This is a genomic window from Pseudomonas sp. AK106, from assembly GCF_053903055.1.
This window is the reverse complement of record NZ_CP096426.1, coordinates 5,513,820-5,536,312: the sequence shown is the minus strand read 5'-3', so window position 1 is coordinate 5,536,312 and position 22,493 is coordinate 5,513,820. Positions and strand designations below refer to the sequence as shown.

Here is a 22,493-nt window from a genome sequence, read left to right as displayed (position 1 = left end):
GCTCTTAAGCAGGATTTAACCGGCGATTTGCTCTTTCGCCCGCTTGGCGATGTTTTCCGCCGTGAATCCGTATTTGGCCTGCAGTTTGTCGATGGGAGCCGACGCACCGAAGGTGTTCATCACGATCTTCGCGCCGGTCTGACCGACATACCGATCCCAGCCCACCGGCCCTGCCTGCTCCACCACCACCCGGGCTTTAACGTCCGGCGGCAGCACGCCGTCGCGATAGGCCTTGTCCTGATCCTCGAACAGTTCCCAGCTCGGCATCGACACCACTCGCGCCGCGACCCCCTCGGCTTTGAGCTTCTCGAACGCCTCGACGGTCATGCCGACCTCGCTGCCGGTGGCGATCAGGATGACGTCCACTTTGCCTTCCACCGCATCGGCCAGCACATAAGCGCCTTTGGTTAAGCCCTCGGCGCTCGCGTATTTCGAGCGATCAAGGGTTGGCAGCGGCTGACGCGACAGCACCAGGCACGACGGCCTGCTGGTTTGCGCCAGTGCAATTTTCCAGGCTTGGGCCGTTTCGTTGGCATCGCCCGGACGAATCGTCAGCACACCCGGTGTCGCACGCAGCTGAGTCAGTTGCTCGATAGGCTGGTGGGTCGGGCCGTCCTCGCCGACGCCAATGGAGTCATGGGTAAATACGAAGATAACCGGCAATTCCATGATCGACGCCAGACGGATCGGTGGCTTCATGTAATCGCTGAACACCAGAAAGGTCGAGGTGTATGGGCGGATGTATGACAGAGCCAGGCCATTGGCAATGGAACCCATGGCATGTTCGCGGATACCGAAGTGCAGGTTTCGACCGCCGTAATTGCCTGCTTCGAAGCTGCCTGCCCCATCAAACGTCAGGTTGGTTTTGGTCGACGGCGAAAGGTCGGCCGAGCCACCGATCAGCCAAGGGATTTGTTCGGCAAATGCATTCAGCACCTTGCCACCGGAAGCGCGCGAGGCGATGCCTTTGGCGTCCGCTTCAAAACGCATCTCCTTGTCCTGCCAGCCTTCGGGCATTTCACCGGCACGCATGCGCTTGAGCTGATCAGCGAGGTCGGGCTGGTCCTTTTCAAACTGGTTGAAGGTCGCCAGCCAGGCGTCGTAATCGCTGCCGCCGCGCTCCAGCAATGCATCACGCAGGCAATGGCGGGCATCTTCCGGCACCAGGAAGCTGCTGTTTTCATCCCAGCCGTAGGCTTTTTTCGTCAGCTTGATTTCGTCATCGCCCAGCGGTTCGCCGTGGGCGGCAGACGTGTTGTGCTTATTGGGAGAACCGAAGCCAATGATGCTGTCAACCACGATCAAGGTCGGTGCATCGCTGGTTTGCTGAAAGGTCTGCAGCGCTTTTGCCAGGGCGTTGGCGTCGTTGGCGTCTTTGACGTGCAGGGTTTTCCAGCCGTAGCCCTCGAAACGCTTCTGCACATCGTCGCTGTAAGCCAGCTCGGTATGGCCTTCGATGCTGATGGTGTTGTTGTCGTAGATCCAGCACAGGTTCGACAGCTTCAAATGTCCGGCAAGTGAAGCCGCTTCTGCGGTGACGCCTTCCATCATGTCGCCATCGCCGCACAGCACGTAAACGCTGTAATCGAACAGCGTAGCGCCGGGCTTGTTGAAGTGCTCGCCCAGCCAGCGCTCGCCCATCGCCATGCCGACGCTGTTGGCGCAGCCTTGGCCCAGCGGGCCAGTGGTGGTCTCTACGCCGGTGGTCATGCGGTATTCAGGATGGCCCGGAGTTTTGGAGTCCATCTGACGAAACTGCTTGATGTCCTCGAGGCTCACCGCAGGCTTGCCCGATGGTTTGCCGTGCTCGTCGATCTCGATCACACCTGCCAGGTGCAGCAGCGAATAAAGCAGCATCGAAGCGTGGCCGACCGATAGCACAAAGCGGTCCCGGTTTGGCCAGTCAGGGTGTTCCGGGTGATAACGCAGGAAATCTTTCCACAGCGTGTAGCCGACAGGTGCCAGCGCCATAGGCGTGCCGGGGTGGCCGGAATTGGCTTTCTGCACGGCATCCATGGCCAGGGTGCGAATGGTATTGATGGTCAGTTGGTCGCGGTCGGTGTGCGGCGTGAACGTGCGCGCAGCGCCTGATCGTTCGGTGGAGGGAGTATTGGCAGACGAGCTCATTAACGTTCTCCTCGTGACGGGTAGCTGAAACATCCAGATAGGTGTTGAGCACAGGGAGGGCGTTATCGTTCCATGAACAATCTGTCAGCCGGCTCGGGGGAGAACCGATTCAGCTTTCCTAGAGTAATTGGTTACATTTAGCCTGTGGTCGTAACGAACGAACTTGCCCGCAGGTATTCGAAGCTGTGGGTCGAGCCTTTGCCGACTGATTCAACGTATTGCGACGGGGGTGGCTTTTGCAGGAATTTATCGTCAAGAAGTACCGGACAATGATCCGGACGTTTACCTACATCGGTTGGTCCTTGTTCTGGCTGCTGATCTGGGACGTTGTCGTCACCGCCGACTTCATGCTGTTTCTGGATCGCAAGATCACCCTGCCATCGATGCCACTGACTCTGCTGGGTTCTGCGCTGGTGGTGCTGACCAGCTTCCGCAACACGAGCGCATACAACCGCTGGTGGGAAGCGCGCACGTTATGGGGCGCGCTGGTGAATAACTCCCGCAGTTTCGCCCGGCAGGTGCTGACGTTCATTGATGACGAGGACGGCCTGAACCCGGTCAAGGCCACACTGCTGCGCCGTCACGTGGCTTACGTCGAATGCCTCTCGGCCCATTTGAAGGGCAGCGATTGCGCCGAGCAGGTGACCGCGATGATTTCCCGGGAAGAGTACGAGCGCCGTACCCGCACCAACAACTTCCCCAACGCGATTCTCAATGAGTCTGCCGCGATCATCGCGCAGGAATACAAGGCCGGCCGCCTGGACAGCATCCGTCTGGAGCGCCTCGAAGCGACGCTGGTGGAAATTTCCAATAATCAGGGCGGAATGGAGCGCATCGCCAATACGCCGTTGCCTTACCCCTACGTGACGTTTCCGCGCCTGTTCATCACGCTGTTCTGCATCATTGTGCCGATCGGCCTGGTAGACACGCTGGGATGGTTCACGCCGCTGGCGTCCACCGTGGTGGGCTTCATGCTGCTGGCAATCGAGAAAATCGGCACCGACCTGCAAAGCCCGTTCAAAGCCTCCGAGCACGAGATCCAGATGAAAGCGCTGTGCGAAAACATCTCCGGCAATCTGAATTCGATGCTGCAGGACGCGATGGATAAGCGGCCGGTTGAAGTGGCTTATTCGTAGATCTAGATATTCCCTGCGTCCCGGCTCTGCGAGGTCAGCATTAAATGCTACATAGCGTGGGACGTTTTGAATTAGCGAGCCGCTACCGGATGTGAAATGGCGTAAGACGTCGGCGAGCTGTATCACCTGGTGACGTTTATCCCCGTGCTGCTGATCTATGTTGACTATGGTTAAAGCCGTTGGGCGGAGTCATGGCCCTATCGACATAAATCATACCCGTAACGGGTATACACTCAGAATCAGGTGATCGGATGATGGTGCTGAAGCGAAGGGATTTCGCAAAGTGGCAAGCTGGCGAAAATCTTTCCGACAACGCGCTCTGCGATGCAGTTGCAGAGATGGAAGAGGGTTTGGTCGACGCGGATTTGGGAGGAAGCTTGTACAAGAAGCGAGTCGCCCGGTCCGGCGGAGGGAAGAGCAGCGGTTATCGTACCCTGCTATCCGCGAGGTCGGGAGACAGCTACGTGTTTCTGATCGGTTTTGCGAAAAGCGCCCGAGCAAATATTACGGCTGAGGAAAAGAAGGCTCTGCGCTATGCGGGCAAAGTTTTTCTCGGCCTGCCCGAGGATGCAATGGTGTTGGCTTTGCGGGCTGGAACGTTAGAGGAGGTTCACTGTGACCAGTAAAATCATTGAGGCGCTACGGGCAGATATCGCCGAGCTTTATGCGGAAGGCGCTGTGGGCAAGATCACCCTGCGCGAGTTTGAGTCGATATGCCCAGCACCCGTCCGGGAGCTTAGCCCTGGGGATATACGGAACTTGAGGCTGGCGTTGAATTTCAGCCAGCCTGTATTCGCGCTGCACCTTAACACTACAGCTTCAACGGTACGCAAATGGGAACAGGGCGATAGCCGTCCTGCAGGACCTGCGTTGAAATTGCTGAATGTCATCGCCGACAAAGGCCTGCAGTCCATCATCTGAGCGGCGCTAGTCGCTCAGCGCAATTCCCCACACACATCCAGCTCCACCAACCGCCGCACGTCATCCCCATTTAGTCCAGCCCCCAACAGTGCATGCAGCTTGCCGAACGCAGCTTCGCGGGTCATGCCGCCGCCGGACAGCACGCCGACACCGCGCAGACGACTGCCGGCCTCATACACATCCAGTTCGACGCCGCCTTCGTGGCATTGGGTAATCGCCACGACGACGACGCCTTGCCGGTGCGCACGCCGCAGGCTGGCAAGAAAGTCGGCGTTATCGCTGGGGCCCGTGCCGCTGCCGAAGCATTCCAACACAAGACCCTGAATACCGCTGTCGATCAGACCGTCGAGCTGAGCGGCGCCAATGCCGGGAAACAGGGGCAGCACGGCGACGTTCGCCAGTTGCCTGGGCTGACGATAATCCAGTGCCGCTGGCAACGCCGATGCGGCCTCACCACCCCGAGCGCGATTAAGTGCCGCGAACGGATTACGGCCGAAGCTGCGGATCTTCGCGCAACGAGTGGGCTCGAGCAGCTCGCCGTGGAAGTACAGATGCACCCCCGAGGCGAGCCCGTGACCCAACGCCTGCAAGGCGCCGTTGACGTTTTCCCAGGCATCGCTGTCGGGAACCCCCGCTGGCAGCATGGAGCCGGTGAACACCACAGGGGCATTCAGGCCCAACAGTTGAAAGCTCATGGCCGCTGCGCTGTAGGCCAGGGTGTCGGTGCCGTGCAGGATCAGCACGGCATCGCAACCTTGCGCTTCAATTGCCTCGACCACCGCCTCACGCAAGCGCTGCCAGTAGGCGGGCGTCATGTTGGCGCTGTCGATCAGGGGAGACATTTCGCGGAACGTCCACTGCGGCACGACCATTTCGGGCAGTGCAGCCAGTTGCTCAGCCATGCGCGCTTCAAAGCCGGAAGCGGGTGCCAGCCCGTTTTCGCTGGCCTGCATGCCGATAGTTCCACCGGTATACAGCACCATCACTTGGCGGGCTGATGCGTGGTTTTCGCGGTTCATGCCTGTCTCCCTGGATTAACGTTCAAATGATCAACGCGGGTCCGCGACGGGTTTGCCGCTGATCGCTTGCGCGTGGGCCGCAGGCTGAGCGGCATCAGGCTTTGGCCAGGCTTTCAGGTCCAGGTCCAGATCGGGGAACTGGCTGGAGTCGAAGACTGGCGTCTTGATGCCGGCTTTACGCTGGGCATCGTAGTCGTTCAACACCCGCAGCGCGATTTTGAACAGCATCGCCAACGCGATCAGGTTGACGAAGGCCAGCAGCGTCATGGTGATGTCGGCGAAGGCGAACACCGTGCCCAGATCTTCAACGGCGCCCCACAGAATCAGCGCAAGGACCAATACGCGATAGAAGAAGATCGCCTTGCGGTTCTCGCCCAGCAGGAAGCGCAGGCTGTTTTCGCCCAGGTAGTAGTTGTAGAGGATGGAGGTGAACACGAACAGCGCCAGCGCCACGCTGATGAACAGTCTGCCCCAGTCACCGACGACGGCGGCGAGGGAGTTCTGCGTCAGGGCAATACCATCGCCTTCGAAGCCAGGCGTGTAGAAACCCGACAGCAGGATCAGCAGCGCGGTGCAGGTGCAGATGACGAAAGTGTCGAGGAATACGCTGAACGCCTGAACCACACCCTGTGCAACCGGGTGCTCGACCTGAGCGACCGCTGCAACGTTGGGCGCACTGCCCAGCCCGGCTTCGTTGGCGAAGACGCCACGTTTGACGCCCATGACAATGGCGCTGCCGATCAGGCCACCAAACACTTCATCCATGCCGAACGCGCTTTTGACAATGGTCATCAGCATGTGCGGAACGTGTTCGAACTGCACGCCGATGACATACAGCGTGACGGCGATATAGACCAGCGTCTTGATCGGCACCAGCAGGTCGGCGACCTTGGCGATGCGCTTGATCCCGCCGACGAACACCAGACCCAGCAGAATCGCCAGACCGACGCCGGCGTAGCCTGGCGAGATCTTGAAGGCGTCGTTGAGCGAGTGGGTCACGGCGTGGGATTGCAGGCCGTTGAAGGCAAAACCGAAGGTCACCAGCAACAACACCGCCATGATCATGCCCAGCCAGCGTTTGCCCAGCCCGTGCTGAATGTAATACGACGGACCGCCGCGGAACTGGCCTTCGGCGTCGCAGCGTTTGTACAGTTGGCCGAGGGAGCATTCGAAAAAGCTGCTCGCCATGCCGACAAGGGCAGTGACCCACATCCAGAACACTGCGCCGGGGCCACCCAGGGTCACGGCAATGCCGACGCCTGCGATGTTGCCGGCGCCAACACGGCCGGCAAGGCTCAGCATCAAGGCCTGAAATGAACTCAACTGGCCCGCGCTGCTGCGCAGACTGTCGCGGAACACCGCGAACATGTGAAAGAAGTGACGGAACTGAACGAAACGCGAGCGAATCGTGAAATATCCACCGAGCCCAACAATGAGCACGATCAGTACTTTTCCCGAGAGGAAGTCGTTGATGACTTCAAGCATTGGTGTTTCCTCGCTTTCTTAGAGGGTGCGCACTATACCGGCGCGCGTTATTGGAGTCTTTATCCGGTTTGCATCAAGCCCATATGACACTGGGCAAAAAAAAGGGCCTGGAAGCGTGTGCTCCCGGCCCTCAAAAGGGTGAGGGGTGTCTAGACCCTCAGCCTGGTGATCATGTTGCAAGTGCTGCAGAGCCGGACGATCAAGCCTTCAAGGGCACGAGCCGCGGCGCAATCATGTTCTCGGGGCGCAGGATGTCCGCCAGCATGACGTCGTCCAGCAAGCCCTCTTCACGCACCAGCTCCAGCACGCCACGGCCTGTTTCGAGCGCGATACGGGCAATGCGAGTGGCGTTTTCGTAGCCGATGTACGGGTTCAGCGCAGTGACGAGGCCGATCGAGTGCTCGACCAGCTCACGGCAGCGCACTTCGTTGGCGGTAATGCCGACGATGCAGTGCTCGCGCAGCATGTCCATGGCGCGCTGCAGCAGGCGAATCGAGTCGAAGATCTTGTAGGCGATCAACGGCTCCATCACGTTCAACTGCAATTGACCGCCTTCGGCCGCGATGGTCAGCGCCAGGTCGTTGCCCATGATTTCAAAGGCGCACATGTTCACCGCCTCCGGAATCACCGGATTCACCTTGCCCGGCATGATCGAGCTGCCTGGCTGACGGGCAGGGAGGTTGATTTCGTTGATGCCGGTGCGCGGGCCGCTGGAGAGCAGGCGCAGGTCGTTGCAGATCTTCGACAGCTTGACCGCGGTGCGCTTGAGCATCCCGGAGAACAGCACGAAAGCACCCATGTCGGACGTGGCTTCGATCAGGTCCGCAGCCGGCACCAGCGGCTGGCCGCTGATGGTCGCCAGACGCTGAACGGCCAGGTGCTGATAACCAGGGTCGGCGTTGATGCCGGTACCGATGGCAGTGCCGCCGAGGTTAACTTCGGTCAGCAGCTCAGGGGCCAGGCTGCGCAGGCGGTTGAGGTCTTCTGTCAAGGTGGTGGCGAAGGCGCGGAATTCCTGACCCAGGGTCATTGGCACCGCGTCTTGCAGTTGGGTACGACCCATTTTCAACACGTGGTTGAACTCGTGGCCTTTGGCCGCGAACGCCTGAATCAGGCTGTCGAGGCTGGCGAGCAGCGCGTCGTGGCCCAACAGCAGACCCAGGCGAATGGCCGTCGGGTAGGCGTCGTTGGTGGACTGCGCCATGTTCACGTCGTTGTTCGGGTGCAGGAATGTGTATTCGCCTTTGGCATGGCCCATCGCTTCGAGCGCGATGTTGGCGATGACTTCGTTGGCGTTCATGTTGGTGGAGGTGCCGGCGCCGCCTTGAATCATGTCGACGACGAACTGATCGTGGAAATCACCGCGGATCAGTCGCGCGCAGGCTTCGCTGATGCCCGCATGTTTCTCGTTGCTCAAATGGCCCAGCTGATGGTTTGCGTCCGCTGCTGCCTGCTTGACCATCGCCAGCGCTACGACCAGCTTTGGGTAGTGCGAAAGCGGAACGCCAGAGAGGCGGAAGTTATGCACTGCGCGCAGGGTCTGGATGCCGTAATACGCTTCAGCGGGTACTTCGAGAACGCCAAGCAAGTCTTTTTCGATGCGAAATGATGCAGCGGAGGACATGATAGAGAAAGTCTCAAGATGGGCACGGACTAAGCCGGAACGCCCTTGATACTAGGCCTGTAGGCTATTCTGGACCAATGCTGTAAAACGCTGCCCTATGCGCAATCGGCATAATGCCGTGGTGACGTGGGGATTGTTGCAAGCGTGTGAATCAGTGTATGACGCTCCCGTTTGCGCCTGCGTATGCGTAACTTCTTTTAGGTTGGAGAAACGATGAACCTGGAAAGCAAATGGCTGGAAGACTTCAGTGCGCTGGCCGCGACCCGCAGTTTTTCCCAGGCAGCGGAGCGTCGGTTCGTCACGCAACCGGCTTTCAGCCGGCGCATTCGCAGCCTCGAAGCAGCCTTGGGGCTGACGCTCGTCAATCGCTCTCGCACGCCGATCGAACTGACAGCGGCGGGGCAGTTATTCCTCGTCACCGCGCGCACGGTGGTCGACCAGCTCGGCGAAGTGCTGCGTCATTTGCACCATCTGGAAAGCGGGCAGGGCGAGGTCATGCAGATCGCCGCTGCGCATTCGCTGGCGCTGAGCTTCTTCCCGCGCTGGATCGCGCAACTGCGCAACGAAGGGCTGAACATTGCCACACGCCTGGTCGCCACCAACGTCGGTGACGCGGTGCACGCGCTGCGTGAAGGCGGCTGCGATCTGATGCTGGCGTTCTACGACCCCGACGCGGCGCTGCAAATGGACGCCGAGATCTTCCCGTCGTTGCATCTGGGCGTGACCGAAATGCTGCCGGTCTGCTCGACGGACGAAGAGGGACGGCCGCTGTTCGACCTGGAAGGGGAGCAGAGCGTGCCGCTGCTGGCGTACAGCGCAGGTGCGTTTCTGGGTCGCTCGGTGAACCTGCTGTTGCGCCAGCGTAGCGTGCGCTTCACGACGATTTACGAAACGGCAATGGCCGACAGCCTCAAGGGCATGGCGTTGCAGGGGTTGGGGATCGCATGGGTGCCAAGGCTGAGCGTGACGGCGGAGCTCGAACGGGGAGAGCTGGTGATCTGCGGCGGCACTCAGTGGCACGTCCCGCTGGAGATTCGGCTGTACCGCTGCGCCTTGGTTCGAAAGGCCAATGTCCGACTGTTGTGGCGCAAACTTGAAGCCGGCGGCACCTCGCCTGCCGCTTGACCTCGAAGTCAGCAAATCCGGGCTTGTACGGGCCGGTCTGGTTGGCTGACAGGAGGTCGCCGGCAGTCTGTCAAACGAGGATCTTTGCGGTATACTCCGCGGCCTTCGGCCGGTTCGACTGGTCATCATTTGTACAACAAGCCACGCCGGTCCTCCCGCGTGGCTTGTTGTTTTTAGCCGCGCCTGCGGGCGCCCGATGAGAGGCACGACGATGAGCGCACTGGTTGGCGTGATCATGGGCTCCAAGTCCGATTGGTCCACCCTTAGCCACACCGCCGACATGCTTGAAAAGCTCGGCATTCCGTACGAAGTCAAAGTGGTTTCGGCGCACCGCACGCCCGATCTGCTGTTCAAGTACGCCGAAGAAGCCGAAGGCCGTGGCATCGAGGTGATCATCGCCGGCGCCGGTGGCGCCGCTCACCTGCCAGGCATGTGCGCTGCCAAGACTCATCTGCCCGTTCTGGGTGTCCCGGTTCAGTCTTCCATGCTGTCGGGCGTCGATTCATTGCTCTCCATCGTGCAGATGCCTGCCGGCATTCCGGTCGCGACCTTGGCCATCGGCAAAGCAGGCGCGATCAATGCTGCGCTGTTGTCGGCCAGTATTCTGGGCGCCAAGCACCCACACTTCCACGCAGTGCTGAAGACATTCCGCGCTGAGCAGACAGACAGCGTTCTGGACAATCCAGACCCACGCGAGGCCTGAGGTTTTCATGAAGATCGGCGTAATCGGTGGCGGCCAGTTGGGTCGCATGTTGGCACTGGCGGGCACTCCGCTGGGGATGAACTTCGCCTTCCTTGACCCTGCACCGGACGCCTGCGCCGCTGCCCTTGGCGAACACCTGCTCGCCGATTACGGCGATCAGGAACACCTGCGCCTGCTGGCGAATGATGTTGATCTGGTCACCTTCGAATTTGAAAGCGTGCCGGCTGAAACCGTCGCTTTCCTGTCGCAGTTCGTGCCGGTTTACCCGAGTGCCGAAGCACTGCGGATCGCCCGCGATCGCTGGTTTGAAAAAAGCATGTTCAAGGACCTCGGCATCCCGACGCCAGCGTTCGCTGACATCCAGTCCCAGGCGGATCTGGACGCTGCGGTGGCCAGCATCGGTCTGCCGGCCGTGTTGAAAACCCGCACGCTGGGTTATGACGGCAAGGGCCAGAAAGTCCTGCGCACCCCTGAAGACGTGAGCGACACCTTCGCCGAACTGGGCAGCGTGCCGTGCCTGCTGGAGGGCTTTGTGCCGTTCACCGGCGAAGTCTCGCTGATCACCGTACGCGCCCGTGATGGCGAAACCCGGTTCTATCCATTGGTTCACAACACCCATGACAGCGGCATTCTGCGCCTGTCCATCGCCAGCACCGATCACCCGCTGCAGGCGCTGGCTGAGGATTACGCCGGTCGCGTGCTAAAGCAGCTGGATTATGTAGGGGTGCTGGCCTTTGAGTTCTTCGAAGTCGATGGCGGCCTGAAAGCCAACGAGATCGCCCCGCGCGTCCACAACTCGGGCCACTGGACCACCGAAGGCGCCGAGTGCAGCCAGTTCGAGAACCATCTGCGCGCTGTTGCCGGTCTGCCGTTGGGTTCGACGGCCAAGGTCGGCGAAAGCGCGATGCTCAATTTCATCGGTGAAGTGCCGGCAGTGGATCAGGTCATCGCCGTCGAAGATTGCCATCTGCACCACTACGGCAAAGCCTTCAAGGCCGGGCGCAAGGTCGGCCACGCCACCGTGCGCAGCAAAGATCGCGCAACGCTGGATCGTCAGGTGAAACGGGTCGAAGCCTTGATCAAAAACTGATCACAGCGGTGTCCTGCACATCCTGTTGAACCATTCGCCACCGCTGCCCCTCTCATAGCGTGTTGCCGATAGCTAGCTAGGCTATTGGCATATTCATTCAAACAGAGGGACATGGCATGGGAATCATCGGAACCATCTTCATCGGCTTGATCGTAGGTCTGCTGGCGCGCTTCCTGAAGCCAGGCGACGACAGCATGGGCTGGATCATGACCATCCTGCTCGGCATCTGTGGCTCGCTGGCCGCCACTTATGGTGGTCAGGCGCTGGGTATCTATCGCGCAGGTGAGGGTGCAGGTTTCCTCGGTGCGCTCGTCGGCGCGATCATCCTGCTGGTGATCTACGGCATGATTAAAAAGCGTTAAGCACCGCTGGCCCTCTGCGCTATTGCTGCGCAGAGGGCTAGAATGCCCGGCACTCAATTCCTCCCGCCGAGCATCTCCAATGCGTCATCTCCTTTTCGTTTCACTGCTGCTGGTCTGCGGACTGGTACGCGCCGCTGAATTACCCGAAACCGACTGGCTCGAACTGATGCCGAAGTCGGATCAGAAAGCCCTCGAATCCATGCCCGAAATCGACCACAACTCGCCGGAAGGTCAGGGAACGTTCGACAGCAAGGGCGGTTTGAAGCAGAGCAAGGGCTTGCCTGCCGTCATGTACTCCACCAAAACCGTCGCGTCGATGAACGACAAAACCATCCGCCTGGGTGGCTATCCGGTGCCGCTGGAGACTGATGCGAAAGGCCACAGCACGCTGTTCTTCCTCGTCCCGTACCCGGGCGCCTGCATCCACGTGCCGCCACCGCCGCCGAATCAGCTGGTGCTGGTGCGCTATCCGAAAGGCCTGAAGATCTCCGACATTTACACACCGTTGTGGGTCATCGGCACGTTGAAGGTCGAGAAGGTCAGCAATGATCTCGCCGACGCCGCCTACGCGCTGGACGCATCGAAAGTCCGTGTGGTGGTTGAGGCGGATTTGTAGGGACTGGCGCCGCGCACAGATCCCGATGGGACCGGCTCGACGCACTGTAGGACTGGCTTTAGCCGGGAAGACGTCGGGTGTTGCACCACAAAATTGATGGTGCTCAAACCGGCCCCTTCCCGGCTAAAGCCGGTCCTACAAAATAGCGCAGTGTTGTCAGGCTTCTGCCAACGGCTCGGCCCAGATGCTGACGCTCAGCGCGTGCATATCACCCGGTTTGAGCGTCACGACGTCAGTCATGACGTTGGCTGTCTCAACGCATACCATGCTCTTCCAGCCATCAGCCTGCATATCGTCGAAGGTCAGGGTCTTGTCGATCCACGGGTTCCAGACGATGGCCGATTGCGAACCCGCCGTCTGAATCTGAATACGGCGTTCCCATGTCGGGTCGACCACTGAGATCAGGTTAGGCGTGTCCTGATAAATACGGTCCGTCTCGCCAATGAACGTAATGTCACCCACCTGGACGTTCTGGGTGTCCCAGCTTTCCAGTGTGTTCAGGTACTCGACGCCATCCAGCCCTTCGATGCTGATCTGGGCCACGTCGCTCACCGCGAAATAACTGTGCAGCGCCTGGCTGAGCGTGACGTCTTCAGCACCAGCGTTGAAGCTCACCAGGCTGACATTCAGCGCGGCATCCAGGCGGATGTGCAGCTTCAGGCCAACGGCGTGCGGCCAGCCCGGCAAATGCCCTTCGGCTTGGGGCTGGATGAATTCGACGATCAATGCGTCGCCGTCCTCACCCACGCCCATCAACTCCCAGTCGATCGCGCGGACTTCACCGTGGGCCTTTGCCGGTTCATCGCTCTCGCGCATGGCCTGCACGCTTTGTGGATTGCGCTGCAAATTGCCAAACCACGGCCAGCAGATGGGCATCCCGCCGCGAATAGGCTTACCCGATTTGAACAACGCCCCCGGGTTGGACCAGATCAGCGGCTTATCGCCGTCCACCTGGTAACTGATGATATGAGCGCCTTGCTGGGCGATCACCAGCTCGGCCTGGCCGTGGCGGATGCGCCAGCAGTTAAGCTCACCGAGCTGGAAGGATTCGACGTTTGACGTAGGCATAGGGGTTCTCACTCGAAGGACAGTGACTGAATCAGACTGCGCCAAGCTTGATGAGTTTGTTGCGCAAAGCCAAGGGCGGGCACCTCGGCCCGCCCGGGCTTAAGGATCAGCGTCGGGCAGGCACCGAGCGGGTACGGCCGCTGCCGTCGATGGCGACAAAAACGAACACCGCTTCGGTCACCTTGCGCCATTCGCTGGACAGTGGATCATCGCTCCACACCTCGACCATCATCTGAATCGAGCTGCGGCCGATTTCCAGGGTCTGGGTATAGAACGACAACTGCGCCCCCACCGCGACAGGCACCAGGAACGCCATGCGGTCGATGGCAACAGTCGCCACACGTCCTCCGGCCACCTTGCTCGCCATGGCAGTACCGGCGAGGTCCATCTGGGAAACCAGCCAGCCGCCGAAAATATCGCCGAAGCCGTTGGTTTCGCGAGGTAGGGCGGTAATCTGCAGGGCAAGATCGCCCTGCGGTATCGGATCTTCTTGTTCGAGCTCAATCATTATTGGGTCCCTCTGACCCATGACTCTACTAAGTCTTCATTTTGTTTAAAGGGAAACTCTGCGAAAACGACTTGGGCAAATGGCTTCGCACAACTTCCCTGAAGAGCCCGGTTGAGTCGCGGCCGGCAAGTATATCGAGCGCGCCGTCTTGACACGACCGCCGCTTTTTCATGATGCCTTCGCGTCATTGCAATCCATGTGCATTTGTACGCAATTTGCTATCGTGCCGGACCGACTTGGCGCACTACGCCATTTTTGGCACGCAATTTTGATGCCCGATTAACTTTTCGAGTCGAGAAATCGCGTGTGAAGCCGTTACCCACGGTTGAGTCACCGTTGATTTTTCGCCCAAAGAGAGCCTCAAAAGAGAAGCCATTGTTATGTCCTCTGTGCCTTTAAGCGCCACACAGCCTTCGCGCCCGCTGAACCGTAACGATTATAAAACCCTTTCACTGTCTGCCCTGGGCGGAGCGTTGGAGTTCTACGACTTCATCATTTTCGTGTTCTTCGCAGCAGTGGTAGGCAAGCTGTTTTTCCCCGTAGATATGCCCGAATGGCTACGTTTGATGCAAACGTTTGGCATTTTTGCCGCCGGTTATCTGGCTCGGCCGCTGGGTGGCATCGTCATGGCGCACTTTGGTGACCTGTTGGGCCGCAAGAAAATGTTCACCCTGAGCATTTTCCTGATGGCCGTGCCGACGCTGATCATGGGCTTGCTGCCAACGTACGCGCAGATCGGCATCTGGGCGCCGATGTTGCTGCTGCTGATGCGCGTGATTCAAGGCGCCGCGATTGGTGGCGAAGTGCCTGGCGCGTGGGTATTCGTTTCCGAACACGTTCCCGCCCGTAACGTCGGTTACGCCTGCGGTACCCTCACGTCCGGCCTGACGGCCGGGATTTTGCTCGGCTCGCTGGTCGCTACCTGGATCAACAGCGTGTACTCGCCCGTTGAAGTATCGGACTACGCCTGGCGGATTCCTTTCCTGCTTGGTGGCGTCTTCGGTCTGATGTCGGTTTACTTGCGCCGCTGGCTGCACGAAACCCCGGTGTTCGCCGAACTCCAACTGCGCAAGCAACTGGCTGACGAAGTGCCGCTCAAGGCAGTCCTGCGCGATCACCGTGGCGCCGTTGTGCTGTCGATGCTGCTGACCTGGCTGCTCTCTGCCGGTGTGGTGGTGGTTATCCTCATGACCCCGACCCTGCTGCAAAAGGCCTATGGTTTCGCACCTGCCGACACCCTGAAAGCCAACAGCCTCGCCATTGTCTTGCTGAGTCTGGGGTGTATCGGGGCTGGCGCGCTGGCGGATCGAGTTGGCGCGGGCCTGGTGTTCCTGTTCGGCTCGCTTGGTCTGCTGGTGAGTTCGTGGACCTTCTACCACATGATCGGCACGCACCCGGATCTGCTGTATCCGCTCTATGCCATCACTGGTTTGTTTGTCGGCACTATCGGTGCCGTGCCCTTCGTGATGGTCAAGGCCTTCCCGCCGGTGGTTCGCTTCTCCGGGCTCTCATTTTCCTACAACCTGGCGTACGCCATCTTTGGCGGTTTAACGCCTATGGTCGTCAGCCTGATGTTCGCTGCCAACCCGATGGGCCCGTCCTGGTACGTGGCGATTTTGTGTGTGATGGGGATGGGGATCGGTGTGTATTTGTTGAAGAAGAAACCGGGAATTCAATCGTAATTGAGGGATGTAATCTTCGGATTGACGGCGGGCCAGCCAACCTGGCCCGTCATGTTCGCTTGATTTAGCAAGGTGGCCAATACCGGTGTTTACTGCGAGAAGCCATGACACATGTGTTGCCTTTAGAATTTGTCCTTGTAGGCGAAAATCGATGCCTTACCTGTAGACCCGCCGACGATCAATAACGTCCCGGAGGCGTTCGTCGTGAAACTGCTTTTCTCATAACTAAACAATTCGCCACTATGGGGCGCGGCTATTCCTCGTTCTCCCCCAAAGCTGGGATCTGGCAATCCGTTGGACAGAAAACGGGCCATCACTGGATGGAATTTATAGTCGCTACTATGACCGTACTCGCCTCTAACTGTGGTGGTATGGAGGGGGGCAGCCAGTTGCTGTCCACTCATGAAAACGCTCAAATTATTATTTTCTGAAAGGCTCACAAAAACAGGGTCTCCATAATTAAAGATTATTTCAGGCGAACCGTTTTCCTTGTAATTTGCCAATGCCGCATAAGCGGTTGCATAGTCGGCAGAATACTGTTGCCCGCAAACAACGATGTGGCTATTGTCCTGCGAAAACGTGCAGCTGTTTATGGTTTCGAAATCGTTCGACAGGTCGAGGTAACCTGAATCTCCAAATTGTGCTAATTCACCCTCATTTGTCAGGCACGTAAGGTACGGGATAATTTCCATGTTTACGCTTTCGTATTGGCAAGTGATGAGCACTCTTCCAGAATCAGTATCTACATCAATATCAATTGGATCAACGCTCCTTCCATCCTTACGAAACATCACATACCCGTACCCGTGAAATTTTAGATCTGCGCTGCCTTCTTTCGTGATATGAAATAGGAAAGCATCTTGTTTAGTAAGCTTACCTCGTTGTCTCTGGACCGATGCCAGGATAAAAACCCCTCCATCTGCTTGCACTGCATACTCGATGGCAGGAACAGCCCGCACATGAGTCCTTATTTCGTTGATGACTTCGCGGACATCTACGACGCCTTGAGTTCCGTAGCTGGAGTCTTTAATCCCGCTGGGCAGAAGCCGGGTAATCATGGGTTTGTTAAAGCGGGCGCCTCCTAGACTTATAAGGTCGCCTACTACAATTAAACCTCCATCAGATGTTTCATGCGATGAGCGGAGACGGGTATAGTGTGCATCGTCAAAGTTAATTTGCCCGAAGCCATTCTTTTCCGGACCGAAGCTCAAATCCAGTTTCCCATCCGCGGTGATGCGTGCAACGGCAGCGTAATTGGGCGTGTCTGCTGCGGATGAGGCTTCTTCATAAGCGGTTACCCAAAAGCTGTCTTTGGCTGTAGGCACGATGCTTGAGGCTATTGTGAGTGGATGCCCGGCTGAGCTAAGTACCAATGTTCCCTTATTGCCAAACGTCTCATCGTGCTTAAGCAAAGGAATTGTAGGATCTTGCTCGTAGTTGGCTAGAGCATTTCGATTAATAAATTTATCTCGCCATATTGTTGATCTCAATTGAGTTTTACTGAAAGTTCCCTTGTTCATGGTGAATTCCTTAAATTGGTATTGGCGTCTGGAAGAAACCCTGCACTTTCTATAGTAGATAGTGGTTGCCGGGGAGTTAGATGTTTTCGAAGTAATGTGGATTTTTTTATTTCGAATAATGTGGGGTGAGCAATTCACTTACGCTGTGGTTAAACCGTCGAAGGCCTGAGAGAAGGAGGGAACTCGATTTGTTCATTTTTTTGTCACAATATAGTCATATCTTTAGGCCGTCAGGGGCGATTCGTACGGCCAATTTGGACATCTAGGAGCAATGCATGACCTTCAAACGTTTGATGACGGCGCTGACTTTCGTGGCGGCTGGCGTGACTGTCGGCAATGCGTGTGCCGCCGTCGACCCGGCAATCAAGCCCTATGTCAAAACCAGTGGGATCTCCGGGAATCTGTCCAGCGTGGGCTCCGACACACTGGCCAACCTGATGACGATGTGGGCCGAGGCCTACAAGAGAGAATACCCAAGCGTGAACATCCAGATTCAGGCCGCCGGCTCTTCGACAGCGCCGCCCGCACTGACCGAGGGCACCGCGACCCTGGGGCCCATGAGCCGCAAGATGAAAGACGGCGAATTGTCGGCCTTCGAGCAGAAGCACGGCTACAAACCGACGGCGATTCCCGTAGCAGTGGATGCGTTGGCAGTGTTCGTTCACAAGGACAACCCGATCAAGGGCCTGACGCTGCAGCAGGTCGACGCGATCTTTTCCGCCACCCGGCTGTGCGGCGCCAGAACCGATGCAAAAACCTGGGGCGATGTGGGCGTGACGGGGGATCTGGCCGGCAAGGCCATCCAGCTGTTCGGGCGTAATTCGGTTTCCGGCACCTACGGTTATTTCAAGGAAGTGGCGCTGTGCAAGGGCGACTTCAAACCCAACGTCAACGAACAGCCCGGCTCAGCGTCAGTGGTCAGCTCCATCAGCAATTCGCTGAACGGCATTGGCTACTCGGGCATTGGTTATAAAACGTCCAGCGTGCGAACCGTACCCCTGGCGAAAAAAGAAGGCGGCGAGTTCGTCGAAGACAACGAAGCCAACGCGCTGAATGGCACCTACCCACTGGCGCGCTTCCTTTATGTCTACGTCAACAAAGCGCCGAACAAACCGTTGAATCCGCTTGAAGCCGAGTTCGTCAAATTGATCCTGTCAAAACAAGGTCAGGAAGTTGTCATGAAAGACGGGTACATTCCGTTACCAGCCAAGGTTGCTAGCAAAGCCTTGGCTGATCTGGGGCTACAAGAACGGTAGCGAGCACGCTGCCCAGACAACCCTGAAGCGGGGTGACAGGTTCGTCCCGCCACAAACGACAAAGGCCTTATGGAACGAGGCTCGCAGAACACTGAACAGTCCGTTGCCCCGATTCAGGGGCGGCGGGCTTTTTTGCGTCACCTCGCTGTCATGTATTTGTCATACACAGCGGCTACGGTGTGCGCATGAATGATTTGGCCAATTCATCAATGACCGAAAACCCCCGTCCCGAGCGCATCGATTTCAATGCGCCCGAGCTGCAACGCAAGCGCAGGATCCGTGCGCTCAAAGACCGTCTGACGCGTTGGTACGTCTTAGTCGGCGGTCTTGCCGTGTTGGCCGCCATCACGTTGATTTTCTTCTATCTGGCTTACGTCGTTGCGCCGTTGTTCCAAGGGGCGAAACTGACGCGCAGCGATGCTCAAACGCCTGCCTGGCTGCAGGATGCCGGCAAGCCGATGGTATTGGCCATCGAAGAGCAGAATCAGGTCGCCATGCGCGTGTCCGACAAGGGCGAAGCGCTGTTTTTCCACCTCAAGGACGGCGGCGAGATTTCCCGAGTGGCTTTGCCGATCCCTGCTGGCGCGAAAGTGACGTCGGTGGCGCAGGATCAGCCCGGCAAGCCTTTAATCGCGGTTGGCCTGTCCAACGGCCAGGTGCTGGTGTTCAAGCACGCTTACCCGATCAGCTATCCCGACAGCAAAAAAACCATCACCCCCACGATTACCTATCCCTACGGCGAGACGCCGCTGGTGCTGGACGAAGGGAGGCGGGCGATCGAGCACGTCAGTCTGAATGCGAGCGACACCACCCTGATTCTGGCCGGCGCAACCGGTCCCCAGCTGCACGTGTTGTCGCTGACCCAATCTGAAAACCTGATGACGGGCGAAACGACTCGCGAGCAGAACCGAATCGAGCTGCCGCAGCTGTCGGCGGCCGTTAAAGCCATCTACGTCGACCCACGCCAGCAGTGGCTTTACGTGATCAATGGTCGCGCGCTGGTGGATGTGTTCGACCTGCGGGATCGCACGTTGAACGGCCGCTACAAACTACTTGAAGACGCCGATGCCGAAACTACCGCGAGCACGCAACTGGTCGGTGGCGTCTCTCTGGTGATCGGCAGTTCCCGAGGCAATATCGCGCAGTGGTTCATGGCGCGGGACGTCGATGGCGAGATGCATCTGCAGCACATTCGGGATTTCAAAATGAGTGGCGCACCGATCTCCCTGATCACCGCCGAGCAACGCCGCAAGGGCTTCATCGCCATGGACACCTCCGGCAAGCTCGGTGTGTTCCACAGCACCGCTCACCGCACGCTGCTGATCGACCCGATTGCCAGCGGCCCGGCCGTGATGGGCTTGTCGCCGCGGGCGGATCGCATCGTCGTTGAGGACAGCGGCAAGCTGCTGCCCTTGAGCCTGAAAAACCCGCACCCGGAGATTTCCTGGAGCGCCCTGTGGGACAAGGTCTGGTACGAGAATTACGACGAACCCAAATACGTTTGGCAATCCACCGCATCCAACAGCGATTTCGAGCCCAAGCTGAGTCTTGCGCCGCTCACCTACGGCACCCTCAAAGCCGCGTTCTACGCCATGCTGCTGGCCGCACCGATTGCCGTCGCTGCGGCGATTTACACCGCTTACTTCATGGCGCCGCGCATGCGCCGCAAGGTCAAGCCGATCATCGAGCTGATGGAAGCGATGCCGACGGTGATTCTCGGGTTCTTCGCCGGGCTGTTTCTGGCACCGTATCTGGAAGGGCATCTGCCGGGCATCTTTAGCCTGCTGATCTTTACCCCCATCGGCATCTTGTTGGCAGGGTTCGGCTGGACGCGCTTGCCTGACTCGATTCGTCTGCGGGTGCCCGACGGTTGGGAAAGCGCGATTCTGATTCCGGTCATTCTGCTGATTGGCTGGGTCTCACTGAGCATGAGCCCGCACTTGGAAAACTGGTGGTTCGGCGGCGACATGCGCTCGTGGATCACTAACGACCTGGGCATCACCTACGATCAGCGCAACGCACTGGTGGTCGGGATCGCCATGGGCTTTGCGGTCATCCCCAACATTTACTCGATCGCCGAGGACGCCGTGTTCAGCGTACCGCGCGGTCTGACGCTCGGCTCACTGGCCCTCGGCGCCACGCCGTGGCAGACGCTGGTTCGGGTGGTGATCCTCACGGCCAGCCCGGGGATTTTTTCTGCGCTGATGATCGGCATGGGGCGCGCCGTCGGCGAAACCATGATCGTGCTCATGGCCACCGGCAACACGCCGATCATGGACATGAACCTGTTCGAAGGCATGCGCACGCTCGCGGCCAACGTAGCGGTGGAGATGCCCGAGTCGGAAGTGGGCGGCAGTCATTATCGCGTGCTGTTCCTCGCCGCCCTGGTGCTGCTGATGTTCACATTTGTCATGAATACCTTGGCGGAGCTGATTCGTCAGCGCCTGCGCAAGCAGTATTCGTCTCTTTAGGGCAGGTTGAAACCGATGAAGCAGACCTCCCTCAAGCGATGGTTCAACAGTGGCGCCCCCGGCGTCTGGCTGAGCGCGGGCGCGGTGTCTGTCGCGGTGATCATGACCATCGGCCTGCTGGCGGTGATCGCCGTGCGCGGGCTGGGACACTTCTGGCCCGCCGATGTGATTTCCGCCCAATACGACGTTCCCGGACAGGAAAGCCACGTGTTGGTGGGCGAGCTGGTTCAGTCTGAACAAGTGCCACGCGCAAGGCTCAAGGCCGCCGGGTTGCCAGTCCTTGATCGGGGGCCGGAGTTCATGACCCGCGATCTGTTCAAGGTCGGCAACCGGGACATCAGCCCCAGCGATTTTAACTGGGTCATTGGCGAGTGGCTCAAGGACCCGCGCAAGCCAGCAGAATTGATGACCCTGGAGCGCCGCGAGTGGGGCAACTTTTACGGCTATCTGGTCAACGTCAAGGAAGACGGCAAAGTCGTCGCGCAAGGCGAAGCCGCATGGCCGCAACTGCAGGCGCGTATCGAGCGCGTGCAGGGGATTTCCGATCAACTGGATGACCTGGAAAAGGGCGAGATCGGCGCGATCAACCACGGGATCGAGCGGCTGCGTCTGCGAGCGCGCAAGCTTGAGCTGAACGGCGAACTCGACGCAGCGGCCCAGGCAGACATGGCCACTGAGCGTGCCGAATACGACGCCCGCTACAAAGACGTCGAGTCGCGGCTTGGCGCGTTACACGCCGAATACAATCGTGACAGCCTGACGGCCCGTGACGCCAACGGCAAAGAAATCGAGATCAGCATCGGCAAGGTGGTTAACGCGTATCAACCCAACGCCATGGGCACGATGACCAAGCTGGGGTTCTACTTCCAGAAGCTTTGGGAGTTTCTCAGCGACGACCCGCGCGAGGCCAACACGGAGGGCGGGATTTTCCCGGCGATCTTCGGCACCGTGATGATGACGCTGATCATGGCCGTCATCGTGACGCCCTTTGGCGTGCTCGCGGCCGTGTATCTGCGTGAGTACGCACGTCAGGGCGTGATGACACGCTTGATCCGCATCGCCGTGAACAACCTCGCGGGCGTCCCGGCGATCGTCTACGGCGTGTTCGGGCTGGGCTTTTTCGTTTACGTGCTGGGCGGTTCTCTGGATCAACTGTTCTTCCCCGAAGCCCTGCCGGCGCCGACGTTCGGCACGCCCGGCCTGCTCTGGGCGTCGTTGACTCTGGCGCTGCTCGCCGTGCCGGTGGTGATCGTCGCCACCGAAGAAGGCCTGGCGCGCATCCCGCTGACGCTGCGCGAGGGCTCGCTGGCCCTGGGCGCGACCAAGGCCGAAACCTTGTGGAAGATCGTTCTGCCGATGGCCAGCCCGGCCATGATGACCGGCCTGATTCTGGCCGTGGCGCGAGCGGCCGGTGAAGTGGCGCCGCTCATGCTGGTGGGTGTGGTCAAGATGGCGCCGTCGTTGCCGCTGGACGGCAATTACCCGTACCTGCACCTTGATCAGAAGATCATGCACCTGGGTTTCCATATTTACGACGTCGGTTTTCAAAGCCCCAACGTCGAGGCCGCGCGCCCGTTGGTGTACGCCACGGCCCTGCTGCTGGTGCTGGTGATTGCGCTGCTGAACCTCTCGGCGGTGACGATTCGCAACCGCCTGCGCGACAAGTACAAGGCGTTTGAAGACTGAGTCAGCGACAAGCGTCAAGCTTCAAGCGGCGAGCTAAAAAGCCGCATACCGTATCAGCACCACATTTGCAGCTTGCGGCTAAAGGCTTGCAGCT

General features: G+C 58.9%; 19 protein-coding genes. 12 read left to right on the top strand and 7 right to left on the bottom strand.

What is annotated here, in order from left to right:
* Nucleotides 1–15: 15 nt before the first annotated feature.
* The gene (tkt, locus tag M1E04_RS24335; protein ID WP_244656908.1) at nt 16–2,016 is read right to left on the bottom strand and encodes a transketolase; all 2,001 of its coding nucleotides are present in this window, start codon (nt 2,014–2,016) and stop codon (nt 16–18) included.
* Between the two features lie 380 nt (nt 2,017–2,396).
* Between tkt and M1E04_RS24330 the strand changes: the two genes are divergently transcribed.
* The 3 genes from M1E04_RS24330 (at nt 2,397) to M1E04_RS24320 (ending at nt 4,184) form a co-directional block, all read left to right on the top strand.
* Nucleotides 2,397–3,263 (top strand): bestrophin family protein, encoded by an 867-nt coding sequence (locus M1E04_RS24330; protein WP_410928314.1) that lies wholly within the window; start codon nt 2,397–2,399, stop codon nt 3,261–3,263.
* 251 nt (nt 3,264–3,514) lie between these two features.
* Nucleotides 3,515–3,889, top strand: coding sequence for a type II toxin-antitoxin system RelE/ParE family toxin (locus tag M1E04_RS24325; protein WP_192130632.1), 375 nt, complete (start codon nt 3,515–3,517; stop codon nt 3,887–3,889).
* Nucleotides 3,879–4,184: a helix-turn-helix domain-containing protein gene (locus tag M1E04_RS24320; RefSeq protein ID WP_192130633.1), complete on the top strand. Its 306-nt coding sequence runs from the start codon at nt 3,879–3,881 to the stop codon at nt 4,182–4,184. Before M1E04_RS24325 ends, M1E04_RS24320 begins: the two co-directional genes overlap by 11 nt.
* A 14-nt stretch (nt 4,185–4,198) precedes the next feature.
* On the opposite strand, the gene M1E04_RS24315 is transcribed toward M1E04_RS24320, so the two are convergent.
* The 3 genes from M1E04_RS24315 to M1E04_RS24305 all read right to left on the bottom strand — a co-directional run bounded on the left by M1E04_RS24315 (nt 4,199) and on the right by M1E04_RS24305 (nt 8,312).
* Complete coding sequence (locus M1E04_RS24315; RefSeq protein WP_192130634.1) at nt 4,199–5,203, bottom strand: asparaginase; 1,005 nt, start codon at nt 5,201–5,203, stop codon at nt 4,199–4,201.
* A gap of 30 nt (nt 5,204–5,233) precedes the next feature.
* Entirely contained in the window at nt 5,234–6,688 is a 1,455-nt protein-coding gene (locus M1E04_RS24310; protein ID WP_192130635.1) for an alanine/glycine:cation symporter family protein, read from the bottom strand.
* 199 nt (nt 6,689–6,887) lie between these two features.
* Nucleotides 6,888–8,312: an aspartate ammonia-lyase gene (locus M1E04_RS24305; RefSeq protein ID WP_065988176.1), complete on the bottom strand. Its 1,425-nt coding sequence runs from the start codon at nt 8,310–8,312 to the stop codon at nt 6,888–6,890.
* 213 nt (nt 8,313–8,525) lie between these two features.
* Between M1E04_RS24305 and M1E04_RS24300 the strand changes: the two genes are divergently transcribed.
* The 5 genes from M1E04_RS24300 (at nt 8,526) to M1E04_RS24280 (ending at nt 12,208) form a co-directional block, all read left to right on the top strand.
* Nucleotides 8,526–9,437 (top strand): LysR substrate-binding domain-containing protein, encoded by a 912-nt coding sequence (locus tag M1E04_RS24300; RefSeq protein ID WP_133773913.1) that lies wholly within the window; start codon nt 8,526–8,528, stop codon nt 9,435–9,437.
* A 211-nt stretch (nt 9,438–9,648) separates the two neighbouring features.
* Nucleotides 9,649–10,140, top strand: coding sequence for a 5-(carboxyamino)imidazole ribonucleotide mutase (purE, locus tag M1E04_RS24295; protein WP_065988179.1), 492 nt, complete (start codon nt 9,649–9,651; stop codon nt 10,138–10,140).
* Between the two features lie 7 nt (nt 10,141–10,147).
* A complete protein-coding gene (locus M1E04_RS24290) occupies nt 10,148–11,230 on the top strand; it encodes a 5-(carboxyamino)imidazole ribonucleotide synthase (protein WP_065988180.1) in 1,083 nt (360 codons plus the stop codon).
* A gap of 116 nt (nt 11,231–11,346) precedes the next feature.
* On the top strand, nt 11,347–11,592 hold the full coding sequence (locus tag M1E04_RS24285; RefSeq protein ID WP_037016790.1) for a GlsB/YeaQ/YmgE family stress response membrane protein: 246 nt from the start codon (nt 11,347–11,349) through the stop codon (nt 11,590–11,592).
* 79 nt (nt 11,593–11,671) lie between these two features.
* Nucleotides 11,672–12,208 (top strand): DUF3299 domain-containing protein, encoded by a 537-nt coding sequence (locus M1E04_RS24280; protein WP_065988181.1) that lies wholly within the window; start codon nt 11,672–11,674, stop codon nt 12,206–12,208.
* 156 nt (nt 12,209–12,364) lie between these two features.
* Here M1E04_RS24280 and M1E04_RS24275 read toward each other — a convergent pair whose 3' ends face one another.
* A complete protein-coding gene (locus M1E04_RS24275) occupies nt 12,365–13,276 on the bottom strand; it encodes a D-hexose-6-phosphate mutarotase (protein WP_456292164.1) in 912 nt (303 codons plus the stop codon).
* A gap of 106 nt (nt 13,277–13,382) precedes the next feature.
* The gene (locus M1E04_RS24270; RefSeq protein WP_037016781.1) at nt 13,383–13,784 is read right to left on the bottom strand and encodes an acyl-CoA thioesterase; all 402 of its coding nucleotides are present in this window, start codon (nt 13,782–13,784) and stop codon (nt 13,383–13,385) included.
* Between the two features lie 380 nt (nt 13,785–14,164).
* Here M1E04_RS24270 and M1E04_RS24265 point away from each other — a divergent pair, with 380 nt between their 5' ends.
* On the top strand, nt 14,165–15,466 hold the full coding sequence (locus tag M1E04_RS24265) for an MFS transporter (protein ID WP_369318223.1): 1,302 nt from the start codon (nt 14,165–14,167) through the stop codon (nt 15,464–15,466).
* Between the two features lie 122 nt (nt 15,467–15,588).
* Here the strand turns inward: M1E04_RS24265 and M1E04_RS24260 are convergent, their stop codons facing one another.
* Nucleotides 15,589–16,986: a hypothetical protein gene (locus M1E04_RS24260; RefSeq protein ID WP_369318224.1), complete on the bottom strand. Its 1,398-nt coding sequence runs from the start codon at nt 16,984–16,986 to the stop codon at nt 15,589–15,591.
* Between the two features lie 275 nt (nt 16,987–17,261).
* Here M1E04_RS24260 and M1E04_RS24255 point away from each other — a divergent pair, with 275 nt between their 5' ends.
* The 3 genes from M1E04_RS24255 to pstA all read left to right on the top strand — a co-directional run bounded on the left by M1E04_RS24255 (nt 17,262) and on the right by pstA (nt 22,399).
* The gene (locus tag M1E04_RS24255; protein ID WP_369318225.1) at nt 17,262–18,242 is read left to right on the top strand and encodes a phosphate ABC transporter substrate-binding protein PstS family protein; all 981 of its coding nucleotides are present in this window, start codon (nt 17,262–17,264) and stop codon (nt 18,240–18,242) included.
* Between the two features lie 185 nt (nt 18,243–18,427).
* Nucleotides 18,428–20,713: an ABC transporter permease subunit gene (locus M1E04_RS24250; RefSeq protein ID WP_456292163.1), complete on the top strand. Its 2,286-nt coding sequence runs from the start codon at nt 18,428–18,430 to the stop codon at nt 20,711–20,713.
* 15 nt (nt 20,714–20,728) lie between these two features.
* A complete protein-coding gene (pstA, locus tag M1E04_RS24245) occupies nt 20,729–22,399 on the top strand; it encodes a phosphate ABC transporter permease PstA (protein ID WP_456292162.1) in 1,671 nt (556 codons plus the stop codon).
* Nucleotides 22,400–22,493 lie beyond the last annotated feature (94 nt).

Coding starts and splice junctions, on each gene's coding strand:
- M1E04_RS24255 (WP_369318225.1), top strand. CDS start 17,262: ATGACCTTCAAACGTTTGATGACGGCGCTGACTTTCGTGGCGGCTGGC.
- M1E04_RS24300 (WP_133773913.1), top strand. CDS start 8,526: ATGAACCTGGAAAGCAAATGGCTGGAAGACTTCAGTGCGCTGGCCGCG.
- M1E04_RS24250 (WP_456292163.1), top strand. CDS start 18,428: ATGAATGATTTGGCCAATTCATCAATGACCGAAAACCCCCGTCCCGAG.
- M1E04_RS24325 (WP_192130632.1), top strand. CDS start 3,515: ATGATGGTGCTGAAGCGAAGGGATTTCGCAAAGTGGCAAGCTGGCGAA.
- M1E04_RS24270 (WP_037016781.1), bottom strand. CDS start 13,784: ATGATTGAGCTCGAACAAGAAGATCCGATACCGCAGGGCGATCTTGCC.
- M1E04_RS24280 (WP_065988181.1), top strand. CDS start 11,672: ATGCGTCATCTCCTTTTCGTTTCACTGCTGCTGGTCTGCGGACTGGTA.
- M1E04_RS24260 (WP_369318224.1), bottom strand. CDS start 16,986: ATGAACAAGGGAACTTTCAGTAAAACTCAATTGAGATCAACAATATGG.
- tkt (WP_244656908.1), bottom strand. CDS start 2,016: ATGGATGCCGTGCAGAAAGCCAATTCCGGCCACCCCGGCACGCCTATG.
- M1E04_RS24285 (WP_037016790.1), top strand. CDS start 11,347: ATGGGAATCATCGGAACCATCTTCATCGGCTTGATCGTAGGTCTGCTG.
- M1E04_RS24330 (WP_410928314.1), top strand. CDS start 2,397: ATGATCCGGACGTTTACCTACATCGGTTGGTCCTTGTTCTGGCTGCTG.
- M1E04_RS24305 (WP_065988176.1), bottom strand. CDS start 8,312: ATGTCCTCCGCTGCATCATTTCGCATCGAAAAAGACTTGCTTGGCGTT.
- M1E04_RS24275 (WP_456292164.1), bottom strand. CDS start 13,276: ATGCCTACGTCAAACGTCGAATCCTTCCAGCTCGGTGAGCTTAACTGC.
- pstA (WP_456292162.1), top strand. CDS start 20,729: ATGAAGCAGACCTCCCTCAAGCGATGGTTCAACAGTGGCGCCCCCGGC.
- purE (WP_065988179.1), top strand. CDS start 9,649: ATGAGCGCACTGGTTGGCGTGATCATGGGCTCCAAGTCCGATTGGTCC.
- M1E04_RS24310 (WP_192130635.1), bottom strand. CDS start 6,688: ATGCTTGAAGTCATCAACGACTTCCTCTCGGGAAAAGTACTGATCGTG.
- M1E04_RS24290 (WP_065988180.1), top strand. CDS start 10,148: ATGAAGATCGGCGTAATCGGTGGCGGCCAGTTGGGTCGCATGTTGGCA.
- M1E04_RS24315 (WP_192130634.1), bottom strand. CDS start 5,203: ATGAACCGCGAAAACCACGCATCAGCCCGCCAAGTGATGGTGCTGTAT.
- M1E04_RS24265 (WP_369318223.1), top strand. CDS start 14,165: ATGTCCTCTGTGCCTTTAAGCGCCACACAGCCTTCGCGCCCGCTGAAC.